The sequence below is a fragment of the Streptomyces sp. NPDC052042 genome (genome assembly GCF_044548345.1).
In the GTDB taxonomy this organism is placed as follows: domain Bacteria; phylum Actinomycetota; class Actinomycetes; order Streptomycetales; family Streptomycetaceae; genus Streptomyces.
Genome location: NZ_JBIUBU010000019.1, coordinates 66,592 through 88,411 on the forward strand (window position 1 = coordinate 66,592; position 21,820 = coordinate 88,411).

Consider the following 21,820-nt stretch of genomic DNA (forward strand, 5'->3'; position numbering starts at 1 on the left):
CGTATGTCTCTCGATCTCCGTACGCTCACCGAATCCGAGTACCCCGACTGGCTGCGTGCGGTGCATACCGGCTTCCTGCAACCGCCGGTCGTGACGGAGCGGGAGGTCGCCAGCCGCCTCCCGCACGTCGATCTGGCCCGTACCCGGGGCGTGTTCGACGACGGGCGATGCGTGGCCACGTTCCGCTCGTTCGCCCAGGAGCTCACCGCCGTCGGCGGTGCCCCGGTGCGTGCCGACGCGATCTCCAACGTCACCGTCTCGCCCACGCACCGCCGCCGCGGACTGCTCGGCCGGATGATGGCCGACGACCTGGCGGAGGCGAAGGAACGCGGCGACGTGGTCGCCACGCTGATCTCCGCCGAGTACCCGATCTACGGGCGGTACGGCTTCGGCCCGGCGGCGTGGACCACCGAGTGGGAGATCGACGTGCCGAGGGCGGGTTTCGACCCGCGCCGCCCCGTCCCCGCACCGGGGGACGACGGTCGGATCGATCTGGTGACCGGCGCCGAGGTGCGCAAGCTGGGCCCGGCGCTCCACGACCGGCTGCGTGCCCGGCAGCACGGAGCGATCAGCCGCGACGCACGCTGGTGGGACCTGAGCACCGGTGAGGACCGTCCCGACCCGGCCCCCTGGACGGAACCCTTCTACGCCGTCCACCGGGACGCCGACGGCGAGCCCGACGGCCTGATCTTCTACCGTGCCAACGAGCAATGGAGCGACACCAAGCAGCCGCTGAACCGTGCCACGGTGCTCGGCCACATCGCCGTGAACCCGGTCGCGGAGCGCGCGCTGTGGCACTTCGTCTGCTCGGTCGACTGGGTCACCTCGGTCCGCACCGGCTACCGGGCCCCCGACGACCTGCTGCCCCTGCTCCTTCCGGACCCCCGCGCGGCCCGTGTCGTGACTCACGCCGACTGGCTGTGGGTGCGCGTCCTGGACGTCGTACGTGCCCTGGAGGCCCGCGCCTACGCCGTGCCCGGCACGCTCACCCTGGACGTCCACGACGCGGCCGGCCTGGCCGGCGGCCGTTACCGCCTGGACGCCTCCCCGGCCGGTGCGACCTGTGTGCCCACTACGCAGGATGCCGATCTCGCCCTGGACGTACGGGAGCTGGGGACGCTCTACCTGGGTGACGAGTCCCCGGCCCGGCTGGCGGCCCTGGGGCGTGTCGAGGAGCTGACACCGGGGGCGGTGGCGACGGCGGAGGGGATGTTCCGGGCGGCGCGGCGGCCGTGGTGTCCGGACGTGTTCTGACGGCCGGACGGGGCCGGCGCGACCTGTGCGCGGGCCGGTTCCGACTACGGCGGCGTCCGGGCTCGGGCGGTCCGGCCGACGAGTGCCGTCCGGCTTCGGGTGCTGTCCGGGCCCGGGTGGTGTCCGGGCTCGGGCCCCAGGTCCGCTTGGGGCCGAGGCGTACGCTTCGTGGTCATGAGCGGAGAGAATCCCGGTCCCCGGAGGGCGGCGCACACGGCGCACGGGGGCCGTCAGAGCCGCCCGGCGTACGCGTCGCCCCACATGCCCCATGCGCCCCACATGCCCCATACGTCCCACGCGTCCCAGGCGCCGATGAGCTTGCGTGAGCGGAAGAAACAGCTGACGTACCAGGCGGTCTCCGACACCGCGATCGCGATGTTCCTGGAGCGGGGCTTCGACAAGGTCTCGGTCGCGGAGGTGGCGGCCGCCGCGGACATCTCCAAACCGACGCTGTTCCGGTACTTCCCGACCAAGGAGGACCTGGCCCTCCACCGGTTCGCCGACCACGAGGACGAGGCGGCCCGTGTGGTCGCCGGCCGTGCCGACGGCGAATCGCCCCTGGACGCCCTGCACCGCCACTTCCTCGACGGTCTGGAGCGGCGCGACCCGGTGACCGGGCTGTGCGATGTGCCGGAGGTGCTGGCGTTTCTGCGGCTGCTGTACGGCACCCCGTCCCTGGTGGCACGGTTGTTCGCGTACCAGAGCCGCTCGGAGGCGGCGCTCGCCCGGGCGCTGGGCGACCGGATGCGGGACCGGCTGGCCGCCGGTCAGATCACCGCCGTCCTGCGCGTCCTGGCCGAGGAGAACTGGCGGCGGATCGACGCGGGCGCGGACGCGGACGGGGCGTACCCGGACGCGGTCGAGGCCGCCGAGGATGCCTTCGGCCAACTGCGGTCGGGCATCGGCCGGTGAGGTCCATCATCGGCCGGTGATTACGGCCCGATGGTCGGTGATTACGGCCCGATGGTCGGTGATGACGACCCGTCGGGCGGTGACGACGACTCGTCGGGTGGCGAGGCTCGTCGGGTGGTGACGCGACACGGCCGTACGCGTCGGGGCGGGCGCGGCCGTGGTGGGCTCCTCGGCCCGGACCCGTGGGGTGTGCCGCTCCCTCAGACGCGCGGTTCCGTGCCGTGCAGCACCGCTTCGGCGATCGCCCGCACCCGGTCGCGGGTGATGCCGGTGCGCTGCTCCACGGCGAGGGGGTGGTCGGTGGGTTCCAGTTCGATGGCGGGGCGGCGACCGATGGGGCGGGTGTGCACGTTCGTCTTGAGGTTGGTCGTACGGGGCGAGTACAGCCCCAACTCGGTGCTCAGCCACCCGAAGTAGGGATGTTCGGTCTCGCGGCCGGGGGTTTCCCACACATCGAGGGCGCGCGCGAAGTTCGTCCGGCTGAGCGAGACCCACACACCCCAGGAGAAGGACTCCTCGCTGCCGAGGACGGGTATCTCGATCAGGCCCTTGATGAAGTAGTGCTCGTTCCTGACGACGCATTGTTCCGAGGAGAGCGTGCTGCCGGGATCGCTCTCCAGGCTCGCGTCCCAGACGTCGGGCGCCATGGTCGAGTACCCCATCGGGAGTTCCGCGTGGTGTTCACCGCAGCAGGAGCAGGTGTAACCGGGGTCGATAGCCATGGGCGGGATCCTATGGGCTGTCCCGCCATCGGTGGTCGGGGAGCGCACGGCGCCGGAGGTACCGCATCGAGAGGCGGAGGTACGGCATCGCGAGGCGGAGGGGCGCCCGCGTACCGGAAGCGTGCGGCGTTCCGGCGTTCCGGCGACGCGGCGAGGTGCCGCAGTCGTCTGGGGAGTTCGGGACAGCGCTGAGACCCGGTCTTCGCATCGCCGCCGGACAAGGCGGGGGCCTTTCCAGGCAACCGGCCGATGCTCAGCATCCGGTGACATCGGCGAGGATCGCCCGAAGACGGGTCCGGCACTCGGTGACGAAGGCGGGGTAAGTGTGCCGGTAGTAGGAGATTCCGCCGACGGCGACCGCGATCGCCCAGGCGCGTGCCCGCACCCAGGTCGGGTCGTCGAGGTCCAGGGCGTCCCGGTAGCTCTGCCGTGCCCGGGGCGGCAGGTCCCAGACCGCGGCGTGCTCGGCGTCGCGCAGGCCGATCGAGAGGCAGCCGAAGTCGATGACCGCGTGCAGCCTGCCCTCCCGAACCAGGAGATTGGTGGGCTTGAGGTCGCCATGGAGCCACACATGGGCTCCGGAGGACTCGGGCAGTGCGAGGGCGTCCCGCCACAACCGTTCCAGGGTCTCGATGTCCAGCTCCGCGCCCACCGTGCTTCGGCAGTCGTCGAGGTGTTCGGTGACCCACGAGTCGCATGGCCGCAGACCGCCTCCCCGGTACCAGTTGAGGTCGCCGGAGCGGGTCTCCCCCATGAGGTCTACGCCGTGGAGTTCCCGTACGACCGCCGCCAGATCGGCTCCGAAGGCGGCCCAGTCACCGACGGTGTCCGGTCCGGCCTCCTCGCCGTCGATCCAGCGGTGGACCGACCAGACGTGAGGGAAGGCGTCGGTGGGCGTCCCGGCGTGGACCGGCTCGGGGACGGGACACGGAAGGAGGGGGGCCAGGCGGGGGAGCCACTTCTGCTCCTTCCGGACGGACCGCCCGCCGCCGGCGGTCCGCGGAAGCCGGATGAGCAGTTCGTCGCCCAGCCGGTACATCACGTTGTCCGTGCCCGCCCCCGCCGGGGACAGCGGCAGGCCGGCCCACTCGGGGCACTGCGCCTCCAGCAGGGAGCCGACCAGTGCCTCGTCGATCGCAACCTCGTCCCGGTGAAGCCTCATGCCGGAAGTCTCCGGCCGAACGGCGCGCGGAGCCAGTGAGTTTCCGCCGGGGCGACGCGGAGACCGGGACCGGTGACGCGGACAGCCGCCCCGGCGCATTGGTCCGGGCGGTGGTTGTGACCGAGCGCGCCCGTCGGCCAGTCACAAGGTCCCGCTCACCCCTCGTCCCAGTACGTCAGAGGATCTCGGCGGTTCCGCAGATGAACGTGGTGTCCCGGAGGAGTGCCGGGGTGACTCGGATGTCGGTGAGGCGCTCGGCGAGCGCGAAGGCGGCCGGCACGGCCAGATCGTCGTCCGTCGCGGCCGGCTCTTCCGGGAAGGTGAAGCCGAGGTGGCGGATCACTTTGAGGAGGTCGTCGGCACGGGTGCCAGAACGGTATCCGGCATCGCGAAGTTCGAAGTGGAGTTGCAGCTCGGTGTCCTTGGCCCAGAAGAACGCACCGTCGTTGTTGGCATTCGCGTTGTCGTAGTGGGAGATCCAGCGGGTGCCCGCGGATGCGGGAAGGGCCTTCGCGTCGTTTACTCCGTGCCAGCCGTTGGGCTCGATCATGAGGGTCCAGGCTCCGAGCACCGTCATTCCGAAGAATGTCCGCGTTGTGCTGGGGCCCCAGAGGTCGTATGCGATGTCGACGAGTGCGGTGATCCCGCTGACATCAGGTTCGGGTTGACCGTCCAACCTGCGCACCAGGTCGTGCGGGGTCACGTTGTGCACAAGGGTGACGCAATAGGACTCGGCGAGGTCTGGGAAGTCTTCCTCGAACCACATGTAGTCGGCGGCAGTCGTGGCCATGCGAGAGATCCTTCACGACGGCTATGACATTGGAGAGCTCTGGGGCCTGGGCGCATGTTGGGGGAGGGCTGCACCCGACATGCCCGCAGCGCTCCGGGACCGCCTTCACACCGCGAAGGGCCGGGCACCGGCCGCTGCGTGCCCACCGGCGCTGCTAAGTGCCAACCATCGCGGGCGGTCACACCCACTCGCAGAGGGGCGTGACGCACTTTTGCAAGCGGCTGCTTGCAAAAGTTAGCGAAGTCGCGCACCATCGGGGTATGGCATCGCTCAACGTCGGCAATCTCGGTGAGTACCTGCGCGAACAGCGGCGCAACGCGCAGTTGTCGTTGCGGCAGCTCGCCGATGCCGCCGGGGTGTCCAATCCCTACCTCAGCCAGATCGAGCGCGGGCTGCGCAAGCCGAGCGCCGAGGTCCTGCAGCAGGTCGCCAAGGCGCTGCGGATCTCCGCCGAGACCTTGTACGTACGGGCCGGGATTCTGGAGGAGCGGGAGCGGGAGGAGTCGGAGACGCGGGCGGCGATCCTGTCCGATCCGTTCATGAACGAGCGGCAGAAGAGCGTGCTGCTGCAGATCTACGACGCCTTCCGCAAGGAGAACGGGTTCGAGCCCGGACCCGGATCCGGCGACGGCACCGACGGCACCGACGGCCCGCGTGCGGCCGACGGCGACGAGGAGGCCGGCTTGGCTTCGAAGCCGAAGCTGCCGAAGACATCAAAGCCGACGGAGTCGTCACAACCGTCGAAGCCTTCAAAACCCTCACACTGAGTCTGATGATCCGGGAGGACCACAGTCATGGCCATCACCGATGACCTGCGCAAGACCCTCACCGACCCGACCCCTCTCTACTTCGCCGCCGGTACGGCCGATCTCGCCGTCGAGCAGGCGCGCAAGGTCCCGGCGCTGATCGAGCAGCTGCGCGTCGAGGCGCCCGAGCGCATCGAGGCGATGCGCAATGCCGACCCCAAGGCTGTGCAGGAGAAGATGGCCGCGCAGGCCAAGGAGGCCCAGGCCACCGTTCAGGCCAAGTTCGGTGAGGTGGTCGGGGCGTTCGACAGCGACCTGCGGAAGCTGGGCGACAGCGCCCAGGACCTGGCGATGCGCAGCCTGGGCGTCGCGGCGGAGTACGCGGTGCGGGCCCGGGAGACGTACGAGCGGGTCGCCGAGCGCGGCGAGCAGACCGTGCGGAACTGGCGGGGCGAGACGGCCGAGGAGAAGGTCGAGATCGCCGTCGTCGAGCCGCGCAAGGAGTCCAGGCCCGCCGGGTCCGGGACGACGGGGGCCAAGACGGCCGGAACCACGTCGACGGGCACCAAGCCCGCCACAACCGCACGAACGGCGTCGACCACCAGGGCGGGAGCGGGCCAGACCAAGGCGGCGCCGGCTCCGAAGGCCAACGGGACGGAGGCGAAGACCCCGGCCGCGTCCGCCAAGAAGGCGCCCGCGCGCAAGCCGGCCGCGAAGCGGACGACCCCGCCGACCGCGAAGTAGGACCGACCCCGGAGTCGGGAGCGGCTGCGGAGCCAGGACCCAGGACTCAGAACCGGCCCTGGGGCTGGACCGGCCCCGGAGTCGGGCTCGGCTGCGGAGCCAGAATGGGCCACGCGGCCAGGACCGGAGCACGGGGCCGACTGCGACGGCAGGCACGACGGCGTGACGCGAGGCTCCCACATACGACGCGGGCCCATGCGACGCCGGGCTCCGGCGCCGGGCAGGACCTCGGCGCCACGGCAGGACCCCGTACGGCGCAGAACTCCGTACGACGCAGGACCCCGGCGCCACGGGCCGCGCGGACAGCGGTGCCGTGGCGCCGCCGCGCGTAACGGCGTCGGGGCGGGCATTTTTCGGGGTGTCCGGTGCGTTGCCCCGGTACCTTGGCCGCGAGGAGCTCACCCATCGACTAGGCGGTGCACACCATGTTGCTCTCAGGATTCAGCTCACTTATCTGGCTGCTCTACATGGCCATGCTCGTGCTGGCCGTGGTCGCGATGGTCATGGCGGCGATGGCCCGTGAGGACGCCTACCGGGCCGCGGACAAGCAGCAGAAGTCCTTCTGGCTCATCATCCTCGGTGTCGCCGTCGCCGTGAACCTCTTCGTGCCGATACTGTTCCTCCAGCTCGCCGGCCTGGTCGCGTCCATCGTGTTCCTGGTGGATGTGCGGCCCGCGCTCAACGCGGTCTCGGGCGGTGGGCGGCGCGGCGGCTCCAGCAGCGACGGGCCGTACGGGCCCTACAACGGCGGGCGCTGACGGAACGCGGCCCCCGCCGCGTTCATAGGGGGAACCGATCGAGTGCGGGGCCGCGGGATGCTGCGGCCCCGGTCGTCGTCCGGGCCCCGGCCGACATCCGGACCCGGCCCCGCCCCGGTGTCCGGATTCAGTTCGGTGTTCGGTCCGGGGTCGGTGTTCGGATCTCGATGGGTGCACGAGCCGGGTTCGATGTCGGGATTCCGGTCGGCGCACGGGCCCGGACCGTCGCTCGGAACCCGGTCGGCGTACGGGCCGGAGCCATGACCGGTGTGCGCACCCCGGCCCGGCCCCGCGTACCGGCAAATCTGGTCCTGGTCGCGGTCGAGCAGCAGGACCGCCACATCGTCGGTGAGTTCGCCGCCGTTCAGCTCCCGGACGCGGGTGACCGCGGCCTCCAGCAGGTCTTCGCCGGTGAGCCCCTCCGCCCGCTGCCGGTCGATCATCGCGACCATGCCCTCTTGGCCGAGCCGCCGGGTGCCGTCACCGACACGTCCCTCGATCAGCCCGTCCGTGTACATCATCAGGCTCCAGCAGCCCCCGAGGTCCATCTGTCGACGCGGCCACCGGGCGTGCGGCAGCAGCCCCAGGGCCGGTCCGCCGTCGTCGTGCGGGAGCAGGCGCGCGGCCTGTCCGTGCCGGGCGAGCACCGGGGCCGGATGGCCCGCGAGGCAGAGGCCGGCGTGCCGGCCGTCGGGGGCGATGTCGACGGTGCAGAGCGTGGCGAAGATCTCCTCGCTGTCCCGCTCGTGCTCCAGGACCTGCTGGAGCGTGGCGAGCAGTTCATCGCCGTACAGTCCGGCCAGGGTCAACGCCCGCCAGGCTATGCGGAGTTCGACGCCGAGTGCCGCTTCGTCGGGGCCGTGGCCGCAGACGTCGCCGATCATCGCGTGGACGGTTCCGTCGGGGGTGCGGACGGTGTCGTAGAAGTCCCCGCCGAGCAGCGCGCGGCTGCGGCCGGGGCGGTAGCGGGCGGCGAAGCGCAGATCGGCGCCATCAAGCAGCGGGGTGGGAAGCAGGCCGCGTTCGAGGCGGGCGTTCTCCTCGGCACGCAGCCGGGATTCGGTGAGCTGGTGCTGGGCGAGATCGGCGCGCTTGCGTTCGACGGCATACCGGACCGCGCGGCTGAGCAGCCGTTCGTCGAGTTCCCCGCGGAAGAGGTAGTCCTGGGCGCCGACCCGTACCGCCTCGGCGGCCAGCTCGGTGTCGTCCCGGGCGGTGAGGGCGAGGACGGCGTGGCGCGGGGCGAGCCGCAGAACGTGCCGGAGCGTCGCGAGCGCATCGGTGCCCTCGGGCGCCCCGGCCCCCGCAGGTCCCGCCGCGCCCTGGGCGGCCCCGGTTGCCCCACGGGCGGCGGTCCCGGTCGTTCCCTGGGCGGTTCTGGTCGTTCCTCGGGCGGTCCCGGCCGTTCCCCAGGCAGCCCTGGCCGTTCCCCGGGCAGTCCCGGCGCGGGCGGTACGTGCCTCGGCACCCGTCGGCAGCGCCAGGTCCAGCAGGATGCAGTCCACGTCGTCCGTGAGGAGCCGTTCCGCCTCGGTCAGGTTGCGGGCGGTCCGTACACGTATGCGGGTGCCCGCCGAAGCCGGTAGTTCCGGGACGGTGAAGGTGCCCGCGGGGTCGTCCTCGATCACCAGAAGGATGAGGTCGGTGCCGGGAGGACTCTCCGCGGCGAGGGGACCGCGCTCCTGCGGTTCGGGTACGGGCATCGGTTCGGGCTTCCTTCCCTCCCCCCGAGGGTGCGGCGGGACGACGAACGACGACCGCCAGACGGGGACGATAGCGGGCCGCGGCGGGGTAACGGAATGGCGTATCACGGTCGGACCACCTCGCGCGTCCGGGCGTACGCCCTGTCCCGGGCCGCGCCCGGCCCGGCCGTGAGCCGTCTCCCGTCGTGGTTTTCGCCGGGGTTCGGAGGTATTCGACGGGGAGCGCCGGGGCGGTGGGGGCCATGGCCTTCCGTACGGGCATGAGAAAGCTCACGCGGGGCGGGGCGGTGGCGCACATCACTGCGGAGGGTATGGGCCGTCGTGTCGGCGCGCGTCACACGGCCGTGCGTCACTCCGCGCGGCGACAGTCGCTGCCGTGAGGCGGAGCGGAGGTGCAGGACGGAGGTACGGAGCGGAGGTATGGAAGGACGGAACGCAGGTGCGGAACGCGGTCCGGGGAGGAGACGGGGCAGAGCGAAGCAAATGAGGCAGAGCAGGCAAGGTGGGGTGGAACGGGGCAAGGAGGGGGCGGGACAAGAAGGGAACGGGGTAAGAAGGGGAACGGGGCAGCGGGTACGGGGCAGTGGGAAGGGGACAGGGGCCGGGGCGCACGTATCGCGTCCGCCGCATCCTGCCCCGCGCGGCGTTCCTGCTCAGGCGTTCCTGCTCGGGCGTTCCTACTTGTCCGGGCGGACCACGCCGAGTATCCGCATCGAGCCCGCGCCCGCCAGCGTGACATGGCGGCCGGGCCGCGGGGCATGGACGATGGCGCCGTCGCCGATGTACATGCCGACGTGGCTGGCGTCGTCGTGATAGATGATCAGGTCGCCGGGGCGCATGTCCTTGATGGCGATGCGCTGCAGCAGTCGCCACTGCTCCTGCGAGGTGCGGGGGATCGGCCGCCCGGCCGCGGCCCACGCCTGCGACGTCAGCCCTGAGCAGTCGTAGGAGTCGGGGCCCTCGGCGCCCCACACGTACGGCTTGCCGATCTGTGAGGTCGCGAAGGCCACCGCCTTCTTCCCGCTCGCGCTCGCCTCGCGGTTGATGTCCTTGAGGGCGCCGGAGCTGAGCCAGGCCGTCTGCATCCGGTAGGCGGCCTCCTGTTCCAGCTTGAGCAGCCGGGCGCGCTCCTCCTTCTCAAGCTGGGATTCCAGCTTCTTCGCCGCCGCTATCTGCTTCTCGATCTTCTTCTTGGCCTCGGCCTGCTTGAGGCGGTTGGCTTCGAGCTTCTTCCAGTGGGTGCTCGCGTCCTTGCTGTACGTCTCCAGGTTCTCCTGGGCCCTGGTCAGTTCACCGAGGACGCCGCGGGCGGCCTGTTGGCCCTCCCGGACCCGGTTCACACCATCCAGGAACAACTGTGGATCGTCGCTCAGCATCAACTGCGCACCGGGCGGGAGCCCGCCGCTGCGGTACTGCTCGCGGGCCTGGGCGCCCGCCTGGCTCTTGAGTTCGGCGATCTCCGCGCGGCCCGCGACGATGGCCCGGGCCAGCCTGACGATTTCCTTGGACTGCTTCTTGGTTCTCTCGGCGGCGAGGTTGTACGCGTCGGTGGCCGTGCCCGCCTTGCGGTACAAGGCGTCGATCTCCTTGCGCACCTCTTCGAGGCTCTTCTTCGACCTCGGTGCCCTTGGCCCGCCTTCGCCGTCGACGCGCTCATCGGCGTCCGAGGCGTGGCGCGATGCGGCGGGGGACGGTGGTGAAGGCGCGGCGAACGCCTCGACCGGCGCGGTGAGCAGGGCCAGTGCACAAACCAGAGTGATCGCGGCTTCGGCACAGTGACGTCGTTTCACGTGTTCCCCCTCCGAAAGCACCTGATTAACAGTCAGTAACTATGGTCGATGGCGAGATCGTGCCATGCCGTACCGAAAAGCAACAGGGGCGCATTTACGCTCTTCCGGCGTTCGCACCCGCGTTCGCACCGGCGGTCGTTCCGGTGGCCTGAAGGCTCCGGTACGCGCCGGGCCGGTGGCTCAGAGCTCCGCACATGCCGAGGTGTCGGAGCCCGGGGTATCGGAACGCCAGGGTGTCGGAACGCCGGGATATGGGCACGCCGGGGTATCGGTGTGCCCGGCCGTCGGCCCTGGGGCACATATCCGCCGAGCCTTCCGCTCAGTACGCGTCGGGTCAGTACGCATCGGGCCGGTACGCATCGGGTCAGTACGCATTCGGGTCAGTACGCGTCGGGCCGTAGGGCGGCCCACTTCACCGTGACTTCGCCCTGGCGCCAGCGCCGCACCCCGTCCGTCAGCGGCCAGTCGGCCGACAGCGCCCGTACCGCCGTGGTCCAGCGTTGCCGGGCGCCGAGTGCGGCGTACGGGGCGGCCGTGGCCCATGCCCGGTCGAAATCGCGCAGGAAGGAGTGGACCGCCTCGCCCGGCACATTCCGGTGGATCAGCGCCTTGGGCAGGCGGTCCGCCAGGTCCGAGGGGCGGTCCAGGGAGCCGAGCCGGGCCGCGAACGTCACCGTGCGCGGACCCTCGGGCCCGAGCGCCACCCACACATGCCGGCGCCCGATCTCGTCGCAGGTCCCCTCCACCAGGAGCCCATCCGGGGCGAGGCGCGCGCACAGGCGCTGCCAGACCTGGGCCACCTCGCCCTCGTCGTACTGGCGCAGCACGTTCGCCGCCCGAATGAGGTCGGGGCGGCGGGGGACCGGGATCTCGAAGCCGCCGTGCAGGAAGGTGAGCCCCTCGCGCTCGTACGGCTTCGCCGCGGCGACCCGGTCCGGATCGATTTCGACGCCGACCACCTCGGTGCGCGGTTCGGCGGTGCGCAGGCGCTGGAGCAGTTCGACGGCGGTCCAGGGGGCTGCCCCGTACCCGAGGTCGATGGAGAGAGGGGCGTCGGCGCGGCGCAGGGCCGGGCCGTGGGTGGCGGCGATCCAGCGGTCCATGCGGCGGAGCCGGTTCGGGTTGGTGGTCCCGCGGGTCGCGGTGCCGATGGGGCGCATGACAGCGAGCGTAATGGCCGCCGGACAGCCGCCCAGCCGGATGGCCGGATGGCCGGATGGCGGTGCGGGCCCGAATGCGCCGCGCGCGCCGGGGCGTACGGCGTGAGCCCGAGCGCGCCCCACAAACCCGAGGCCATGGATCGCGGGCGGCACGGATCGATCGCGGGCGGTACGGATCCCAGGCGGCACGGATTGCGGGTGGCACGCATCGATCCTGGGCGGCACGGATCACGGGCGGTACGCCACGTAATGATTTGGTAAAGCGGAAATGAAAGGAGTGGATCCACTGTTTCCCCCCGCGGGAGGGGCTCGGCTCCCTCCGGTGTCGTGCCCTGAGTGAGGAGGACCGGACGACGTGAGTCAGTACGTCTCCCGGCTCGGCAGCAGTCGTGTGGCGCCGCGTCTCAGGTTGCCCGCGGCCTTCCCCGGCGGCCACCGCAAGCCCCGCCGAGTCGCGATGCTCTCCGTACACACCTCGCCCCTGCACCAGCCGGGCACCGGCGACGCGGGCGGCATGAACGTCTACATCGTGGAACTGGCCAGGCGCCTCGCCGCGATCAACATCGAGGTCGAGATCTTCACCCGCTCCACCACCGGCGGACTGCCCCCCGCGGTCGATCTGGCGCCCGGCGTCCTGGTCCGGCACGTCGACGCGGGACCGTACGAAGGGCTCGCCAAGGAGGACCTGCCCGCCCAGCTCTGCGCCTTCACACACGGCGTCATGCAGGCATGGGCCGGTCAGCGCCCCGGCTACTACGACCTGGTCCATTCCCACTACTGGCTCTCCGGCCACGTCGGCTGGCTCGCGGCCCAGCGCTGGGGCGTCCCGCTCGTCCACGCCATGCACACCATGGCCAAGGTCAAGAACGCCGCGCTCGCGGAGGGCGACACCCCTGAGCCCGCCGCCCGCGTCATCGGCGAGACCCAGATCGTCGACGCGGCCGACCGGCTGATCGCGAACACCTCGGAGGAGGCGGACGAACTGATCCGCTTCTACGCCGCCGAACCCGGTTCCGTCGCCGTCGTCCACCCTGGGGTCAACCTGGACTGCTTCAGCCCCGCCGACGGGCGCGCCGCGGCCCGGGCCCGCCTCGGGCTGCCGCAGGACGCCCTGATCCCGCTCTTCGCGGGCCGCATCCAGCCGCTCAAGGCCCCGGACGTCCTGCTGCGCGCCGTCGCCGTGATGCTGGAGCGGAACCCCTCGCTGCGCACCCGAATGGTCGTACCGATCGTCGGCGGTCCGAGCGGCAGCGGGCTCGACAAGCCGGAAGGGCTGCAGAAGCTGGCGGCGCGGCTGGGCGTCGCCGATGTCGTACGGTTCCACCCGCCGGTGCGCCAGCACGAGCTCGCCGACTGGTTCCGGGCCGCGTCCGTGCTGGTCATGCCCTCGCACAGCGAGTCCTTCGGGCTGGTCGCGGTCGAGGCGCAGGCGACGGGCACCCCGGTCGTCGCGGCGGCCGTGGGCGGGCTGCCGGTGGCGGTGCGGGACGGGATCAGCGGCTTTCTGATACCGGGGCACGATCCGAGGGCGTACGCGGAGGCGCTGGCCCGGTTCGCGGACGCACCGGAGCTGGTCGCCCGGATGGGTGCGGCCGCCGCCGCCCACGCGCAGGGGTTCGGCTGGGACACCGCCGCCTCCGCCACCGCCGACGTGTACACGGCCGCGATGCACGCGCGCCGCCGTCGCGTACGCTCGCACCATGGCTGACGTACCCGAGGAAGCGGTGACGGCCGACGCACGGACGGCCGACCCGGCACCGACGGCCCCGGCACCGGCCGAGTCGGCACGGGCAGACGCGGCAACCGCCGATTCCGTGACCGCCGACGCCGTGCGTGCGGGCGGGCCGACGGCGAGTGCCGCCCACCCGGACCTGCCCGCGCAGGTCTCACGGGTCATCGAGTCCACCCTGGAGGGCGCCGAGCTCGAATGGGAGAGCCCGGAGCCCGGAAGCTACGTCGTCAAGCTGCCGGGCACACGCAAGCTGTCCACCACCTGCTCGTTGCGTGTGGGCAGGCACTCGCTCTCCCTCAACGCCTTCGTCATCCGCCACCCGGACGAGAACGACGCGGCGGTCCACCGCTGGCTGCTGGAACGCAACCTCCGTCTCTTCGGCGTGGGTTACGCGATCGACGGGCTCGGTGACATCTACCTCGTCGGCAAACTGCCGCTTTCCGTGATCACGCCGCAGGAGCTGGACCGGCTGCTCGGCACGGTCCTGGAGGCGGCCGACGGCTCGTTCAACACCCTGCTGGAGCTGGGTTTCGCGAGTGCGATCCGCAAGGAGTACGCGTGGCGGGTGTCGCGTGGAGAGTCCACGCGGAACCTGGAGGCGTTCGCGCACCTGACCCAGCGCCCGGAACGCTGACCTCCGACCAGCCCCACGCCCCGCCGACCGGTCATCCGCCTTGCTGACTGGTGGCCCGCCCCGCCAACCGACTGCCTGCCCCGGCCATCCGGCCACCTGCCCCGGCCATCCGGCCGCGGTGTGACGCCACCCGGCTGCGCGCGTGACCCCTGTCGGCTGCGTGCGTGACATCTATCGGCCCGGCTGAGCCATGACGCCAACCGGTCGCAGGTACGACGCCAAACAGCCATGACACGACGCGGCTCGCGCCGCCCATGTATCAGGTTTGCCCTTTCATGCCGCGATTTCGGCGAATCGCGGCGGCGGACAGGCTACTCACAGAGTGATCACATCACCGTCACGATCGAATGCTTTTACCCATCTGATTGATCATCAAACAAATTTTTACTTCTAAAGTGAATCGAACCTGAAAGACCTGCTCGTAGATACGGAACCGGACCATGCGACCCACCGCCATACGCCGTACCGCCCTTGCCGCCACCGCGGCGTGCGTGGCCCTGCTCGCCACCGCCTGTGGCGGCGGCTCGGACTCCGGTGACAAGGGATCGGACGCCAAGGGCAAGGAGCCCGCCGCCGCGAAGCCGGCCGACGTCAAGGCTCTGACCGCCGCCGAGCTGGAGAAGGCCGCGCTGGCCCAGGGCGACGTCGAGGGGCACAAGATCGCCGAGGCCGCGGCCAAGGACGTGATCTCCAAGAACGAGATCAAGTCCGAGAACGCGGCCTGCACTCCGCTCGCGAACGCGCTGATGGGTGCCGAGGTCGGCGAGCCGGCCGCGCTCGCCAAGCGGACGGTCGTCAGCGAGCCCAAGAAGAAGGAGGGCCTGAAGGCCGAGGAGAAGCTCAAGGCGGCGACGGACATTACGACGACGCAGCTCGCGCTCGGTTCGTACGACGGCACGGGCGCGGCCGACTCGATCGCCGCGCTGCGCAAGGCCGCCACCGAGTGCGCGGGCGGGTTCGAGTTCACGACCGCGGGCGCCAAGAACAAGATCACGAAGGTCACCGAGGCTCAGGTCAAGGCCGGTGAGGAAGCGACAGCCTGGACGGTGGAGATGGACGCTGACGGGGAGAAGCTTCTGCTCAAGCTGGTGGGCATGCGCCAGGGCTCCTCGTTCGCCTCGTTCTCCTCCATGAACCTGGCCGCGATAGGTGAGGGCGGCGACTTCGAGCTGCCGACCGCGGTGGTCGAGGCGCAGGCCAAGAAGCTGGCGTAGCCGCCCGGTTCCGGGTCCGCGCCCGGTCTCGGACTCCGGCCGGGGGCAGGTTCCGGCCGGGTTCCGACCAGGTCCCGGCCGGGATCCGGTTCCGGTCGCGTTCAGGTTCCGGCTCGCGTCATGCGCGGGTGACGGGACGTACCGGGGCCTGCCGTTCATCGGTGGGCGTCCGGCCCGGGGCGTGCGGGTGAGGGGCGGCATGAACGGCCGGGCCGGTCCGGCCGTTCACGGCAGCGGGACCAGCCTCACCACCGTGACGATCAGAACCGACCCGGACACGTAATAGAGCACGATCGCCCCGGCGACCGTCGCCTCGCGGCGGTCGCGCTCGCTCTTGACGGCGGTGGACCCGTGCCCGTACGGGTCCCGGCCCAGGGTGCGGGCCATCTCGTCCCGGAAGACGTCGCTCTCGCGCATCTTGGCCAGGGTGTCGTCGGCGGGGGGTGCGTAGGAGATGCGGAAACTCAAGCGACAGTCCGCCTCTCGGCCTCGTCCTGTGCCAGTCGGTCCAGGATCTTCTCGGCCTCCGGATCGGGTACGGCCTCCAGCATCCAGTGCCGCATGACCGCCTGGATCTCACCGATCCCGGCGTCGTTGATGGCCCGATCGAACTCCTCGCGTCTCTCCTCGGGCAATGCGGCACGGATGGCCGGAATGCTGTTGGGCACGTCGACTTCGGCGCCGCCGACGAAGGTCTTCAGGGGCTCGCCCATGGTTGCTCTCCCCGCTCTCCTTGCTCTCCGCGCACAGCCTGCCCGGGCCACTGTCGCACCCGCGCAGACGCGACCCGCGCGGTGTGGACTTCCGCCCGTGCACGGGACGTTGCTCGGCCTCACGGTAGCGCCAGGCGCCGTGGCTGAGACGTAACCCTCGCGATACGTTCGCCCCATGACAGGAACATCATGGGACATATTGCTGATTGGTGGGGCGTCAGGCATCGGCAAGAGTCGGCTGGCCGCCCGGCTGGCGGTCGAACACGCGGCGTTCGTGGTCGAGTTCGACGACGTGGTCAGCGCCGTCGAGGCGATGACGACCGCCGAACACCACCCCGCCGTCCACCACTTCGACGGCCTACCCGACACCTCGCGACTCCCCGTCGACGAGGTATTGGACCTCCAGATCGCCACCGCCCGCGCCCTCGAACCCGCGGTGATGGGCGTGGTCCGCAACCGCCTGACCGTCGACGCCCCCGCCGTGATCGAGGGCGACTACCTCACCCCGGCGGCCGTCGCCCGCTCCATCGACGAGTCCGCCGCCTCGGGCCGCCGCGTACGGGCGGTGTTCCTGCACGAGGACGACCCGGACCGGATCACCGCCAACTACGGCCGCCGGGAACCCGCGGCCGGCCCGCAGCACCACCGGGCGCGGGTCAGCGCCGCGTACTCGCACTGGCTCGCCGACCAGGCGGCCAGGCACGGACTGCCGGTGATCGAGTGCCGCCCCTGGGACAGCCTCACGGGGCGCGTGGCGCGGGTGTTGGGGTAGGGGGGAATCCCCGGCGACCTCAGGCATGACTGCGCGACCACCGTCCGGTCCGACGTGCCTCGCGTCCCCGCCACGATCAGAAAACCGCCACCAAACCCCAGTCTCTGCCCCTGTCCCTGTCCCAGTCCCTGCCTCCGCCCCTTCCCCCGGCCCCGCCTGTTCGTCCGACCGGTGTTGTCACACCTCCGTCGTACGCTCGGGCCATGAGCGTTTCCGTCTACTACAGCGCCTGCCGAGCAGAGCCACTGACCGGTCCCGAGGCCGCCGCGGTCGAGCGCGTAGTCGCCGCCCGCATGGCGGCGTTCCCGTACGACGACGAGGAGAACCTCTACCTCTACGACGTGGACGGCGAGATCCTCGCCGGGTCCACCAAACTGCCGAGTGACCCCGGCAGATGGCTGCCGGTGCTCGCCCATGTGCTCGACTCGGTGACCGAGCTGCGCCGTGCCGTGGACGGCGCGGAGTGGCGCGTGCACACGGATGACGTCGACGTCCCATGGGACGAGAACGAGGGGTACGTCCTGCCGGGTATGCGCGACGCGGAGCTCACCGCCGAGCTCGGCAGCCTCTGAGAACTCCCGGACGGCGCGGGCGGAGAACCCGAGAGGCACGTACGAGAGGCACGTACCGGGACCGTTCTCGCCGCGGGAAGCCGCGTACGACGACGAGTCCCCGCCCGCGGCGAACCGCGGACGGGGACTGTCTGAGTCCAGTGGCTACTTCTTCTTGCCCTGGTTCTTCACGGCCTCGATGGCGGCCTTCGCGGCCTCCGGGTCGAGGTACGTGCCACCCGGCTTCACGGGGCGGAAGTCCGCGTCCAGCTCGTAGAAGAGCGGGATGCCGGTCGGGATGTTCAGGCCCGCGATGTCGGCGTCCGAGATGCCGTCGAGGTGCTTCACCAGGGCGCGGAGGCTGTTGCCGTGGGCGGCGACCAGGACCGTGCGGCCGGCCAGGAGGTCCGGGACGATGCCGTCGTACCAGTACGGCAGCATGCGGGCGACGACGTCCTTGAGGCACTCGGTGCGCGGGCGCAGCTCCGGCGGGATCGTCGCGTAGCGGGCGTCGTCGCTCTGGGAGAACTCGGTGCCGTCTTCGAGGGCGGGCGGCGGGGTGTCGTACGAGCGGCGCCACAGCATGAACTGCTCCTCGCCGAACTCGGCGAGCGTCTGCGCCTTGTCCTTGCCCTGGAGGGCGCCGTAGTGGCGCTCGTTCAGACGCCAGGAGCGGTGGACGGGGATCCAGAGGCGGTCCGCGGACTCCAGCGCGAGCTGCGCGGTGCGGATGGCACGCTTCTGGAGGGAGGTGTGCAGGACGTCGGGGAGCAGACCGGCGTCCTTCAGCAGCTCACCGCCGCGGACCGCCTCCTTCTCGCCCTTCTCGGTGAGGTTGACGTCCACCCAACCGGTGAACAAGTTCTTCGCGTTCCACTCGCTCTCGCCGTGGCGGAGGAGGATCAGCTTGTACGGTGCGTCGGCCATGGCCCCGAGCGTAATCGAAGCCGTGTGGGCGCAGCGCGGATGGTCACAGGGCGGACGCGCAGGGCCGGACCAGGCCCCTGACCAGGCTCTGGAGCCGTGGATGACAAGAGAGGAGCAGGGGGCGGCACGCGGTCGGGGCGGGGTCGATGAGGGGGCTCGGGGCGGGACGGGGGCGCGTCGATTGACGGGGCACGTCAATCGAGTGGCGATCCGGAATTCGACGATCGTAATGTGCGTATCGCCATCTGGGCGCTTACCGATGGCGCTTGCTCCGTCGCACCACCCTGGGGGGATTCCGTATGTCTGTCGCCGGTCTCAGACGGGCCGCACGGGAGTCCGTGTCCGGGCTCCCCCGGGAGTTCTGGTGGCTGTGGACCAGCACGCTGGTCAATCGTCTGGGGGCGTTCGTCGCCACGTTCATGGCGCTCTACCTCACCCTGGAGCGGGGCTACTCCGCCTCGTACGCCGGGCTGGTGGCCGCGCTGCACGGGCTCGGCGGTGTCGTGTCCGCGCTGGGGGCGGGGGTGATGACGGACCGGCTGGGGCGTCGGCCCACCATGCTGATCGCGCAGACCTCGACCGCCGTGTCCGTGGCCGTGCTCGGGTTCATGACCGAACCGGTGGCCATCGCCGCCGTGGCCTTCGTCGTCGGCATGGCCAGCAACGCCTCGCGGCCCGCCGTTCAGGCCATGATGGCCGACATCGTCCGGCCCGAGGATCGTGTGAGGGCCTTCTCACTGAACTACTGGGCGATCAACCTCGGCTTCGCCGTCTCGTCGGCCGGAGCCGGTTTCGTCGCCGAGTACAGCTATCTCGCCGGGTTCCTGGGCGAGGCCGCGATGACGCTGGTCTGCGCCGTCGTCGTCTTCGCGAAGGTGCCCGAGTCGCGACCGGGGCCCGAGTCAGGGCCCGGGAAGGCGGCAGCGTCCGGCCGGACGGCCGGCGGCGGGGCGGTCTCGGACCGGGCGGGGGCCGGGCGGTCGGGCGAGGTGCGGCTTTCCACGGTGTTGCGGGACGGCCGGTTCATGAGCGTCGTCGGGCTGTCCTTCGTGATCGCCCTGATCTTCCAGCAGGGATACGTGGGGCTGCCGGTGGCCATGGGGACGGATGGGTTCTCCAGCTCCGACTTCGGTACCGCCATCGCCGTCAACGGTGTGCTGATCGTGGTGCTCCAGATCCCGGTCACCCGCTTCATCGAGCACCGGGACCCCCGTCGGCTGCTCGTCGTGTCGTCCCTGCTGGCGGGGTACGGATTCGGGCTGACCATGTTCGCCGGTTCCGTCACCGTGTACGCGCTGACGATCTGCGTCTGGACGGTCGCCGAGATCGTGAACTCGCCCATCCAGACCGGCTTGGTCGTCAGGCTCTCGCCCACCGAGGGACGCGGCCGGTACCAGGGCATGTACACGATGTCCTGGTCCGCCGCGGCGCTGGTCGCGCCGCTGATGTCCGGCCAGGTCATCGACCGCTTCGGGGCGCAGTGGCTGTGGGGGATGTGCACGGTGCTGGGGACCGGGGCCGCGCTCGGCTACTGGCTGCTGATGCGGAACCTTCCCGGAGGGCCCGTGACGGTGTCCGAGGGCGAAGACGCTGCCGAGAGCGGAGGGACGGCGAAGGACCGGACGGGGACCGGACAGGTGGTGAACGGTCAGGCCGGGTCTGCCCGGGGTGAGAGTGGGAAGGACGAGCCGGACGGGGCGTGCACTCCGTCGGCGTCCGGGCAGGTGTCCGTGGAGGCCGGCTGAGAAGGTCGACTGACCGATGTCCAGGAGCGGTGATGGGCTGACCGGAGATCCGGAGCGGCGCTCAGTTGTCCGGTGTTCCGGAGTGGTGCACGTCCCCCGGCGACGTGGCGCGGTGCAGGGCGTGGCGATACGCCGACCGCGTGGCGGCTAAGGAACGTGCGCCGATACCTCCCGGCGCACCGCGGCACATTGCGCCGACGCAACCCGACGCACTCGGGTACCTGGCCCCGGAGTGATCCGGGCCTGGCCCGGCGCGTCTGGTGCATACGGGGCGCGCATCGGGGCGCGGATGTGAGGTGCGCGTACGGACGCAAGCGTGTACGGCCGCAGAAGCCGCAGAAGCTCAACGTACCCACGGCTGCGGCGCACGGGGCGGGGGGGGGGCCCCCCGGGGGGCGGGGGGGGGGGGGGGGCCCCCCCCGGGGCGCGGGGGGGGGGGGGGGGGGCCGCCCCCGCCGCCCCCCCCGCCCGTTTCCGCGTTGTGACGGTCGGTCAGCCGCAGCAGCCGCCGCACTGGCACGGGGCCCCGGACTGGCAGCCGCAGCCGCAGCCCGAGCCGCAGCCACAGGCGCCGAGCAGGGGCAGGTGCACCGCGTCGGCGGGCGCCTCCTGACGGGGTTCGGTCGTGGGGGAATCGGCCATGGTTCCTCCTCAAGGCGTACGACAGGGCCGTGCGCCGAGAGCGACGTACACACGGCCGGGGGCGTACGGACAAGACGTGCCGCCCCACCCCATTGGATGCCCACAGGGGCGGGCGCATCAACGGCGCACATGCGCAGAACGCGTGTGCGATCGGAATGCGACCGCGCACGCCGCCCGTCTCCGAGAGGCTCATCGGCCGCCCAGCCGCCCAGCCGCCCGCCGCCCGGTCGCTCGGCCCCCGGCCCCGTCGACCGGCGCACCGAGGGCTTGTGGCCGCGCCCCCAGCGTCCATCGGCCGTCGCACCCAGGGCTCGCCCGGCCGCGGCACTCAGGGGTCCGGTCGGCCGTCCGCTGCCGCGCCCCGTCGAGCGCCGCACGCCCCATCGAGCCGCACGCCTCCGCGAGGCCGTACGCCGTTACGCTCCCTCCGCCGGCGCCTGCTGCTGGATCTCGTCGGCGTGCTCGCCCGTCACCAGGTAGACCACGCGCTTGGCGACCGACACCGCATGGTCGGCGAAACGCTCGTAGTAGCGGCCGAGCAGCGTCACGTCGACGGCCGTTTCGATGCCGTGCTTCCAGCGGTCGTCCATCAGGTGCTGGAAGAGGGTGCGGTGCAGCAGGTCCATCTCGTCGTCGTCCTCCTCCAGCTGGAGGGCCAGATCGACGTCCTTCGTGATGATCACCTCGGCCGCCTTGGCCATCAGCCGCTGGGCCAGCTGTCCCATCTCCAGGATGGTCGCGTGCAGGTCGTGCGGCACCGGCGACGCCGGGAACCGCAGCCGGGCGAGCTTCGCGACGTGCTGGGCGAGGTCGCCCGAGCGCTCCAGATCGGCGCTCATCCGAAGCGAGGTGACCACGATGCGCAGGTCGGTCGCCACCGGCTGCTGGCGCGCGAGCAGGGCGATGGCCCGGGCCTCCAGATCGTGCTGGAGATCGTCGACCTTCTGGTCCGCGGCGATCACGCTTTCCGCGAGCTTGAGATCGGCGTCGAGCATGGCCGTCGTCGCCCGGCCGATCGCCGACCCGACGAGCCGGGCCATCTCGACCAGGTCCTCGCCGATCGAGTCGAGTTCCTCGTGGTAGGCGTCACGCATGGGAGTCCCTCTCCAGTCCGCTGAGCAGTGCGGGGGCCGGCTGCGGGCCCCACGC

General features: G+C 71.3%; 22 protein-coding genes. 11 read left to right on the top strand and 11 right to left on the bottom strand.

Features of this window, described 5'->3' with window-relative positions:
- The first annotated feature begins 3 nt into the window (after positions 1–3).
- Both ACIHCL_RS26670 and ACIHCL_RS26675 read left to right on the top strand, forming a co-directional pair.
- Positions 4–1,254 carry a GNAT family N-acetyltransferase gene (locus tag ACIHCL_RS26670; protein ID WP_399865564.1) on the top strand — a complete coding sequence of 417 codons (1,251 nt, stop codon included), beginning with the start codon at positions 4–6 and terminating at the stop codon, positions 1,252–1,254.
- Between the two features lie 279 nt (positions 1,255–1,533).
- Positions 1,534–2,166, top strand: coding sequence for a TetR/AcrR family transcriptional regulator (locus tag ACIHCL_RS26675; RefSeq protein ID WP_399865566.1), 633 nt, complete (start codon positions 1,534–1,536; stop codon positions 2,164–2,166).
- Positions 2,167–2,366: 200 nt separating this feature from the next.
- Here the strand turns inward: ACIHCL_RS26675 and ACIHCL_RS26680 are convergent, their stop codons facing one another.
- The 3 genes from ACIHCL_RS26680 to ACIHCL_RS26690 form a co-directional block, all read right to left on the bottom strand.
- Positions 2,367–2,888, bottom strand: coding sequence for a DUF2199 domain-containing protein (locus tag ACIHCL_RS26680; protein ID WP_399865568.1), 522 nt, complete (start codon positions 2,886–2,888; stop codon positions 2,367–2,369).
- 253 nt (positions 2,889–3,141) lie between these two features.
- Complete coding sequence (locus ACIHCL_RS26685; RefSeq protein ID WP_399865569.1) at positions 3,142–4,050, bottom strand: aminoglycoside phosphotransferase family protein; 909 nt, start codon at positions 4,048–4,050, stop codon at positions 3,142–3,144.
- Between the two features lie 175 nt (positions 4,051–4,225).
- Positions 4,226–4,840 carry a DUF6461 domain-containing protein gene (locus ACIHCL_RS26690; RefSeq protein ID WP_399865572.1) on the bottom strand — a complete coding sequence of 205 codons (615 nt, stop codon included), beginning with the start codon at positions 4,838–4,840 and terminating at the stop codon, positions 4,226–4,228.
- Between the two features lie 260 nt (positions 4,841–5,100).
- Here ACIHCL_RS26690 and ACIHCL_RS26695 point away from each other — a divergent pair, with 260 nt between their 5' ends.
- From ACIHCL_RS26695 to ACIHCL_RS26705, 3 genes are all read left to right on the top strand, one after another.
- A complete protein-coding gene (locus tag ACIHCL_RS26695; RefSeq protein ID WP_399865574.1) occupies positions 5,101–5,607 on the top strand; it encodes a helix-turn-helix domain-containing protein in 507 nt (168 codons plus the stop codon).
- Positions 5,608–5,634: 27 nt separating this feature from the next.
- Positions 5,635–6,330, top strand: a complete 696-nt coding sequence (locus tag ACIHCL_RS26700; RefSeq protein WP_399865577.1) for a hypothetical protein — start codon at positions 5,635–5,637, stop codon at positions 6,328–6,330.
- 425 nt (positions 6,331–6,755) lie between these two features.
- Positions 6,756–7,088, top strand: a complete 333-nt coding sequence (locus ACIHCL_RS26705; RefSeq protein ID WP_399865578.1) for a DUF2516 family protein — start codon at positions 6,756–6,758, stop codon at positions 7,086–7,088.
- Here ACIHCL_RS26705 and ACIHCL_RS26710 read toward each other — a convergent pair.
- From ACIHCL_RS26710 to ACIHCL_RS26720, 3 genes are all read right to left on the bottom strand, one after another.
- The gene (locus ACIHCL_RS26710; protein WP_399865580.1) at positions 7,070–8,791 is read right to left on the bottom strand and encodes a SpoIIE family protein phosphatase; all 1,722 of its coding nucleotides are present in this window, start codon (positions 8,789–8,791) and stop codon (positions 7,070–7,072) included. The genes ACIHCL_RS26705 and ACIHCL_RS26710 overlap by 19 nt on opposite strands.
- Before the next feature lie 677 nt (positions 8,792–9,468).
- Positions 9,469–10,581, bottom strand: coding sequence for an NlpC/P60 family protein (locus ACIHCL_RS26715; protein ID WP_399865581.1), 1,113 nt, complete (start codon positions 10,579–10,581; stop codon positions 9,469–9,471).
- 380 nt (positions 10,582–10,961) lie between these two features.
- Positions 10,962–11,741: a class I SAM-dependent methyltransferase gene (locus ACIHCL_RS26720; protein WP_399865584.1), complete on the bottom strand. Its 780-nt coding sequence runs from the start codon at positions 11,739–11,741 to the stop codon at positions 10,962–10,964.
- A gap of 355 nt (positions 11,742–12,096) precedes the next feature.
- Between ACIHCL_RS26720 and mshA the strand changes: the two genes are divergently transcribed.
- The 3 genes from mshA to ACIHCL_RS26735 all read left to right on the top strand — a co-directional run bounded on the left by mshA (position 12,097) and on the right by ACIHCL_RS26735 (position 15,321).
- Positions 12,097–13,449 carry a D-inositol-3-phosphate glycosyltransferase gene (mshA, locus tag ACIHCL_RS26725; protein WP_399865585.1) on the top strand — a complete coding sequence of 451 codons (1,353 nt, stop codon included), beginning with the start codon at positions 12,097–12,099 and terminating at the stop codon, positions 13,447–13,449.
- Between the two features lie 163 nt (positions 13,450–13,612).
- On the top strand, positions 13,613–14,107 hold the full coding sequence (locus ACIHCL_RS26730; protein WP_399865719.1) for a YbjN domain-containing protein: 495 nt from the start codon (positions 13,613–13,615) through the stop codon (positions 14,105–14,107).
- Between the two features lie 440 nt (positions 14,108–14,547).
- Positions 14,548–15,321 carry a hypothetical protein gene (locus ACIHCL_RS26735; protein WP_399865586.1) on the top strand — a complete coding sequence of 258 codons (774 nt, stop codon included), beginning with the start codon at positions 14,548–14,550 and terminating at the stop codon, positions 15,319–15,321.
- A 225-nt stretch (positions 15,322–15,546) separates the two neighbouring features.
- Here the strand turns inward: ACIHCL_RS26735 and ACIHCL_RS26740 are convergent, their stop codons facing one another.
- Positions 15,547–15,789, bottom strand: coding sequence for a hypothetical protein (locus ACIHCL_RS26740; protein WP_399865589.1), 243 nt, complete (start codon positions 15,787–15,789; stop codon positions 15,547–15,549).
- A complete protein-coding gene (locus tag ACIHCL_RS26745) occupies positions 15,786–16,034 on the bottom strand; it encodes a hypothetical protein (protein ID WP_399865590.1) in 249 nt (82 codons plus the stop codon). The genes ACIHCL_RS26740 and ACIHCL_RS26745 overlap by 4 nt, the downstream gene beginning before the upstream one ends.
- A gap of 175 nt (positions 16,035–16,209) precedes the next feature.
- On the opposite strand from ACIHCL_RS26745, the gene ACIHCL_RS26750 reads away from it, so the two are divergent.
- Both ACIHCL_RS26750 and ACIHCL_RS26755 read left to right on the top strand, forming a co-directional pair.
- Positions 16,210–16,806, top strand: coding sequence for an AAA family ATPase (locus tag ACIHCL_RS26750; protein ID WP_399865592.1), 597 nt, complete (start codon positions 16,210–16,212; stop codon positions 16,804–16,806).
- A 203-nt stretch (positions 16,807–17,009) separates the two neighbouring features.
- Positions 17,010–17,378, top strand: coding sequence for a hypothetical protein (locus tag ACIHCL_RS26755; protein WP_399865595.1), 369 nt, complete (start codon positions 17,010–17,012; stop codon positions 17,376–17,378).
- Positions 17,379–17,522: 144 nt separating this feature from the next.
- Here the strand turns inward: ACIHCL_RS26755 and ACIHCL_RS26760 are convergent, their stop codons facing one another.
- A complete protein-coding gene (locus ACIHCL_RS26760) occupies positions 17,523–18,284 on the bottom strand; it encodes a phosphoglyceromutase (protein WP_399865598.1) in 762 nt (253 codons plus the stop codon).
- 299 nt (positions 18,285–18,583) lie between these two features.
- On the opposite strand from ACIHCL_RS26760, the gene ACIHCL_RS26765 reads away from it, so the two are divergent.
- On the top strand, positions 18,584–20,029 hold the full coding sequence (locus ACIHCL_RS26765; RefSeq protein ID WP_399865599.1) for an MDR family MFS transporter: 1,446 nt from the start codon (positions 18,584–18,586) through the stop codon (positions 20,027–20,029).
- Positions 20,030–20,521: 492 nt separating this feature from the next.
- Here the strand turns inward: ACIHCL_RS26765 and ACIHCL_RS26770 are convergent, their stop codons facing one another.
- On the bottom strand, positions 20,522–20,671 hold the full coding sequence (locus tag ACIHCL_RS26770) for a hypothetical protein (RefSeq protein WP_399865601.1): 150 nt from the start codon (positions 20,669–20,671) through the stop codon (positions 20,522–20,524).
- A gap of 416 nt (positions 20,672–21,087) precedes the next feature.
- The gene (gene phoU / locus ACIHCL_RS26775) at positions 21,088–21,765 is read right to left on the bottom strand and encodes a phosphate signaling complex protein PhoU (RefSeq protein WP_399865603.1); all 678 of its coding nucleotides are present in this window, start codon (positions 21,763–21,765) and stop codon (positions 21,088–21,090) included.
- Between the last annotated feature and the right edge of the window lie 55 nt (positions 21,766–21,820).

Coding starts and splice junctions, on each gene's coding strand:
- ACIHCL_RS26700 (WP_399865577.1), top strand. CDS start 5,635: ATGGCCATCACCGATGACCTGCGCAAGACCCTCACCGACCCGACCCCT.
- ACIHCL_RS26770 (WP_399865601.1), bottom strand. CDS start 20,671: ATGGCCGATTCCCCCACGACCGAACCCCGTCAGGAGGCGCCCGCCGAC.
- ACIHCL_RS26720 (WP_399865584.1), bottom strand. CDS start 11,741: ATGCGCCCCATCGGCACCGCGACCCGCGGGACCACCAACCCGAACCGG.
- ACIHCL_RS26765 (WP_399865599.1), top strand. CDS start 18,584: ATGTCTGTCGCCGGTCTCAGACGGGCCGCACGGGAGTCCGTGTCCGGG.
- ACIHCL_RS26695 (WP_399865574.1), top strand. CDS start 5,101: ATGGCATCGCTCAACGTCGGCAATCTCGGTGAGTACCTGCGCGAACAG.
- ACIHCL_RS26705 (WP_399865578.1), top strand. CDS start 6,756: ATGTTGCTCTCAGGATTCAGCTCACTTATCTGGCTGCTCTACATGGCC.
- ACIHCL_RS26755 (WP_399865595.1), top strand. CDS start 17,010: ATGAGCGTTTCCGTCTACTACAGCGCCTGCCGAGCAGAGCCACTGACC.
- ACIHCL_RS26685 (WP_399865569.1), bottom strand. CDS start 4,050: ATGAGGCTTCACCGGGACGAGGTTGCGATCGACGAGGCACTGGTCGGC.
- ACIHCL_RS26670 (WP_399865564.1), top strand. CDS start 4: ATGTCTCTCGATCTCCGTACGCTCACCGAATCCGAGTACCCCGACTGG.
- ACIHCL_RS26745 (WP_399865590.1), bottom strand. CDS start 16,034: ATGGGCGAGCCCCTGAAGACCTTCGTCGGCGGCGCCGAAGTCGACGTG.
- phoU (WP_399865603.1), bottom strand. CDS start 21,765: ATGCGTGACGCCTACCACGAGGAACTCGACTCGATCGGCGAGGACCTG.
- ACIHCL_RS26760 (WP_399865598.1), bottom strand. CDS start 18,284: ATGGCCGACGCACCGTACAAGCTGATCCTCCTCCGCCACGGCGAGAGC.
- ACIHCL_RS26710 (WP_399865580.1), bottom strand. CDS start 8,791: ATGCCCGTACCCGAACCGCAGGAGCGCGGTCCCCTCGCCGCGGAGAGT.
- ACIHCL_RS26680 (WP_399865568.1), bottom strand. CDS start 2,888: ATGGCTATCGACCCCGGTTACACCTGCTCCTGCTGCGGTGAACACCAC.
- ACIHCL_RS26675 (WP_399865566.1), top strand. CDS start 1,534: ATGCCCCATACGTCCCACGCGTCCCAGGCGCCGATGAGCTTGCGTGAG.
- ACIHCL_RS26690 (WP_399865572.1), bottom strand. CDS start 4,840: ATGGCCACGACTGCCGCCGACTACATGTGGTTCGAGGAAGACTTCCCA.
- ACIHCL_RS26735 (WP_399865586.1), top strand. CDS start 14,548: ATGCGACCCACCGCCATACGCCGTACCGCCCTTGCCGCCACCGCGGCG.
- ACIHCL_RS26750 (WP_399865592.1), top strand. CDS start 16,210: ATGACAGGAACATCATGGGACATATTGCTGATTGGTGGGGCGTCAGGC.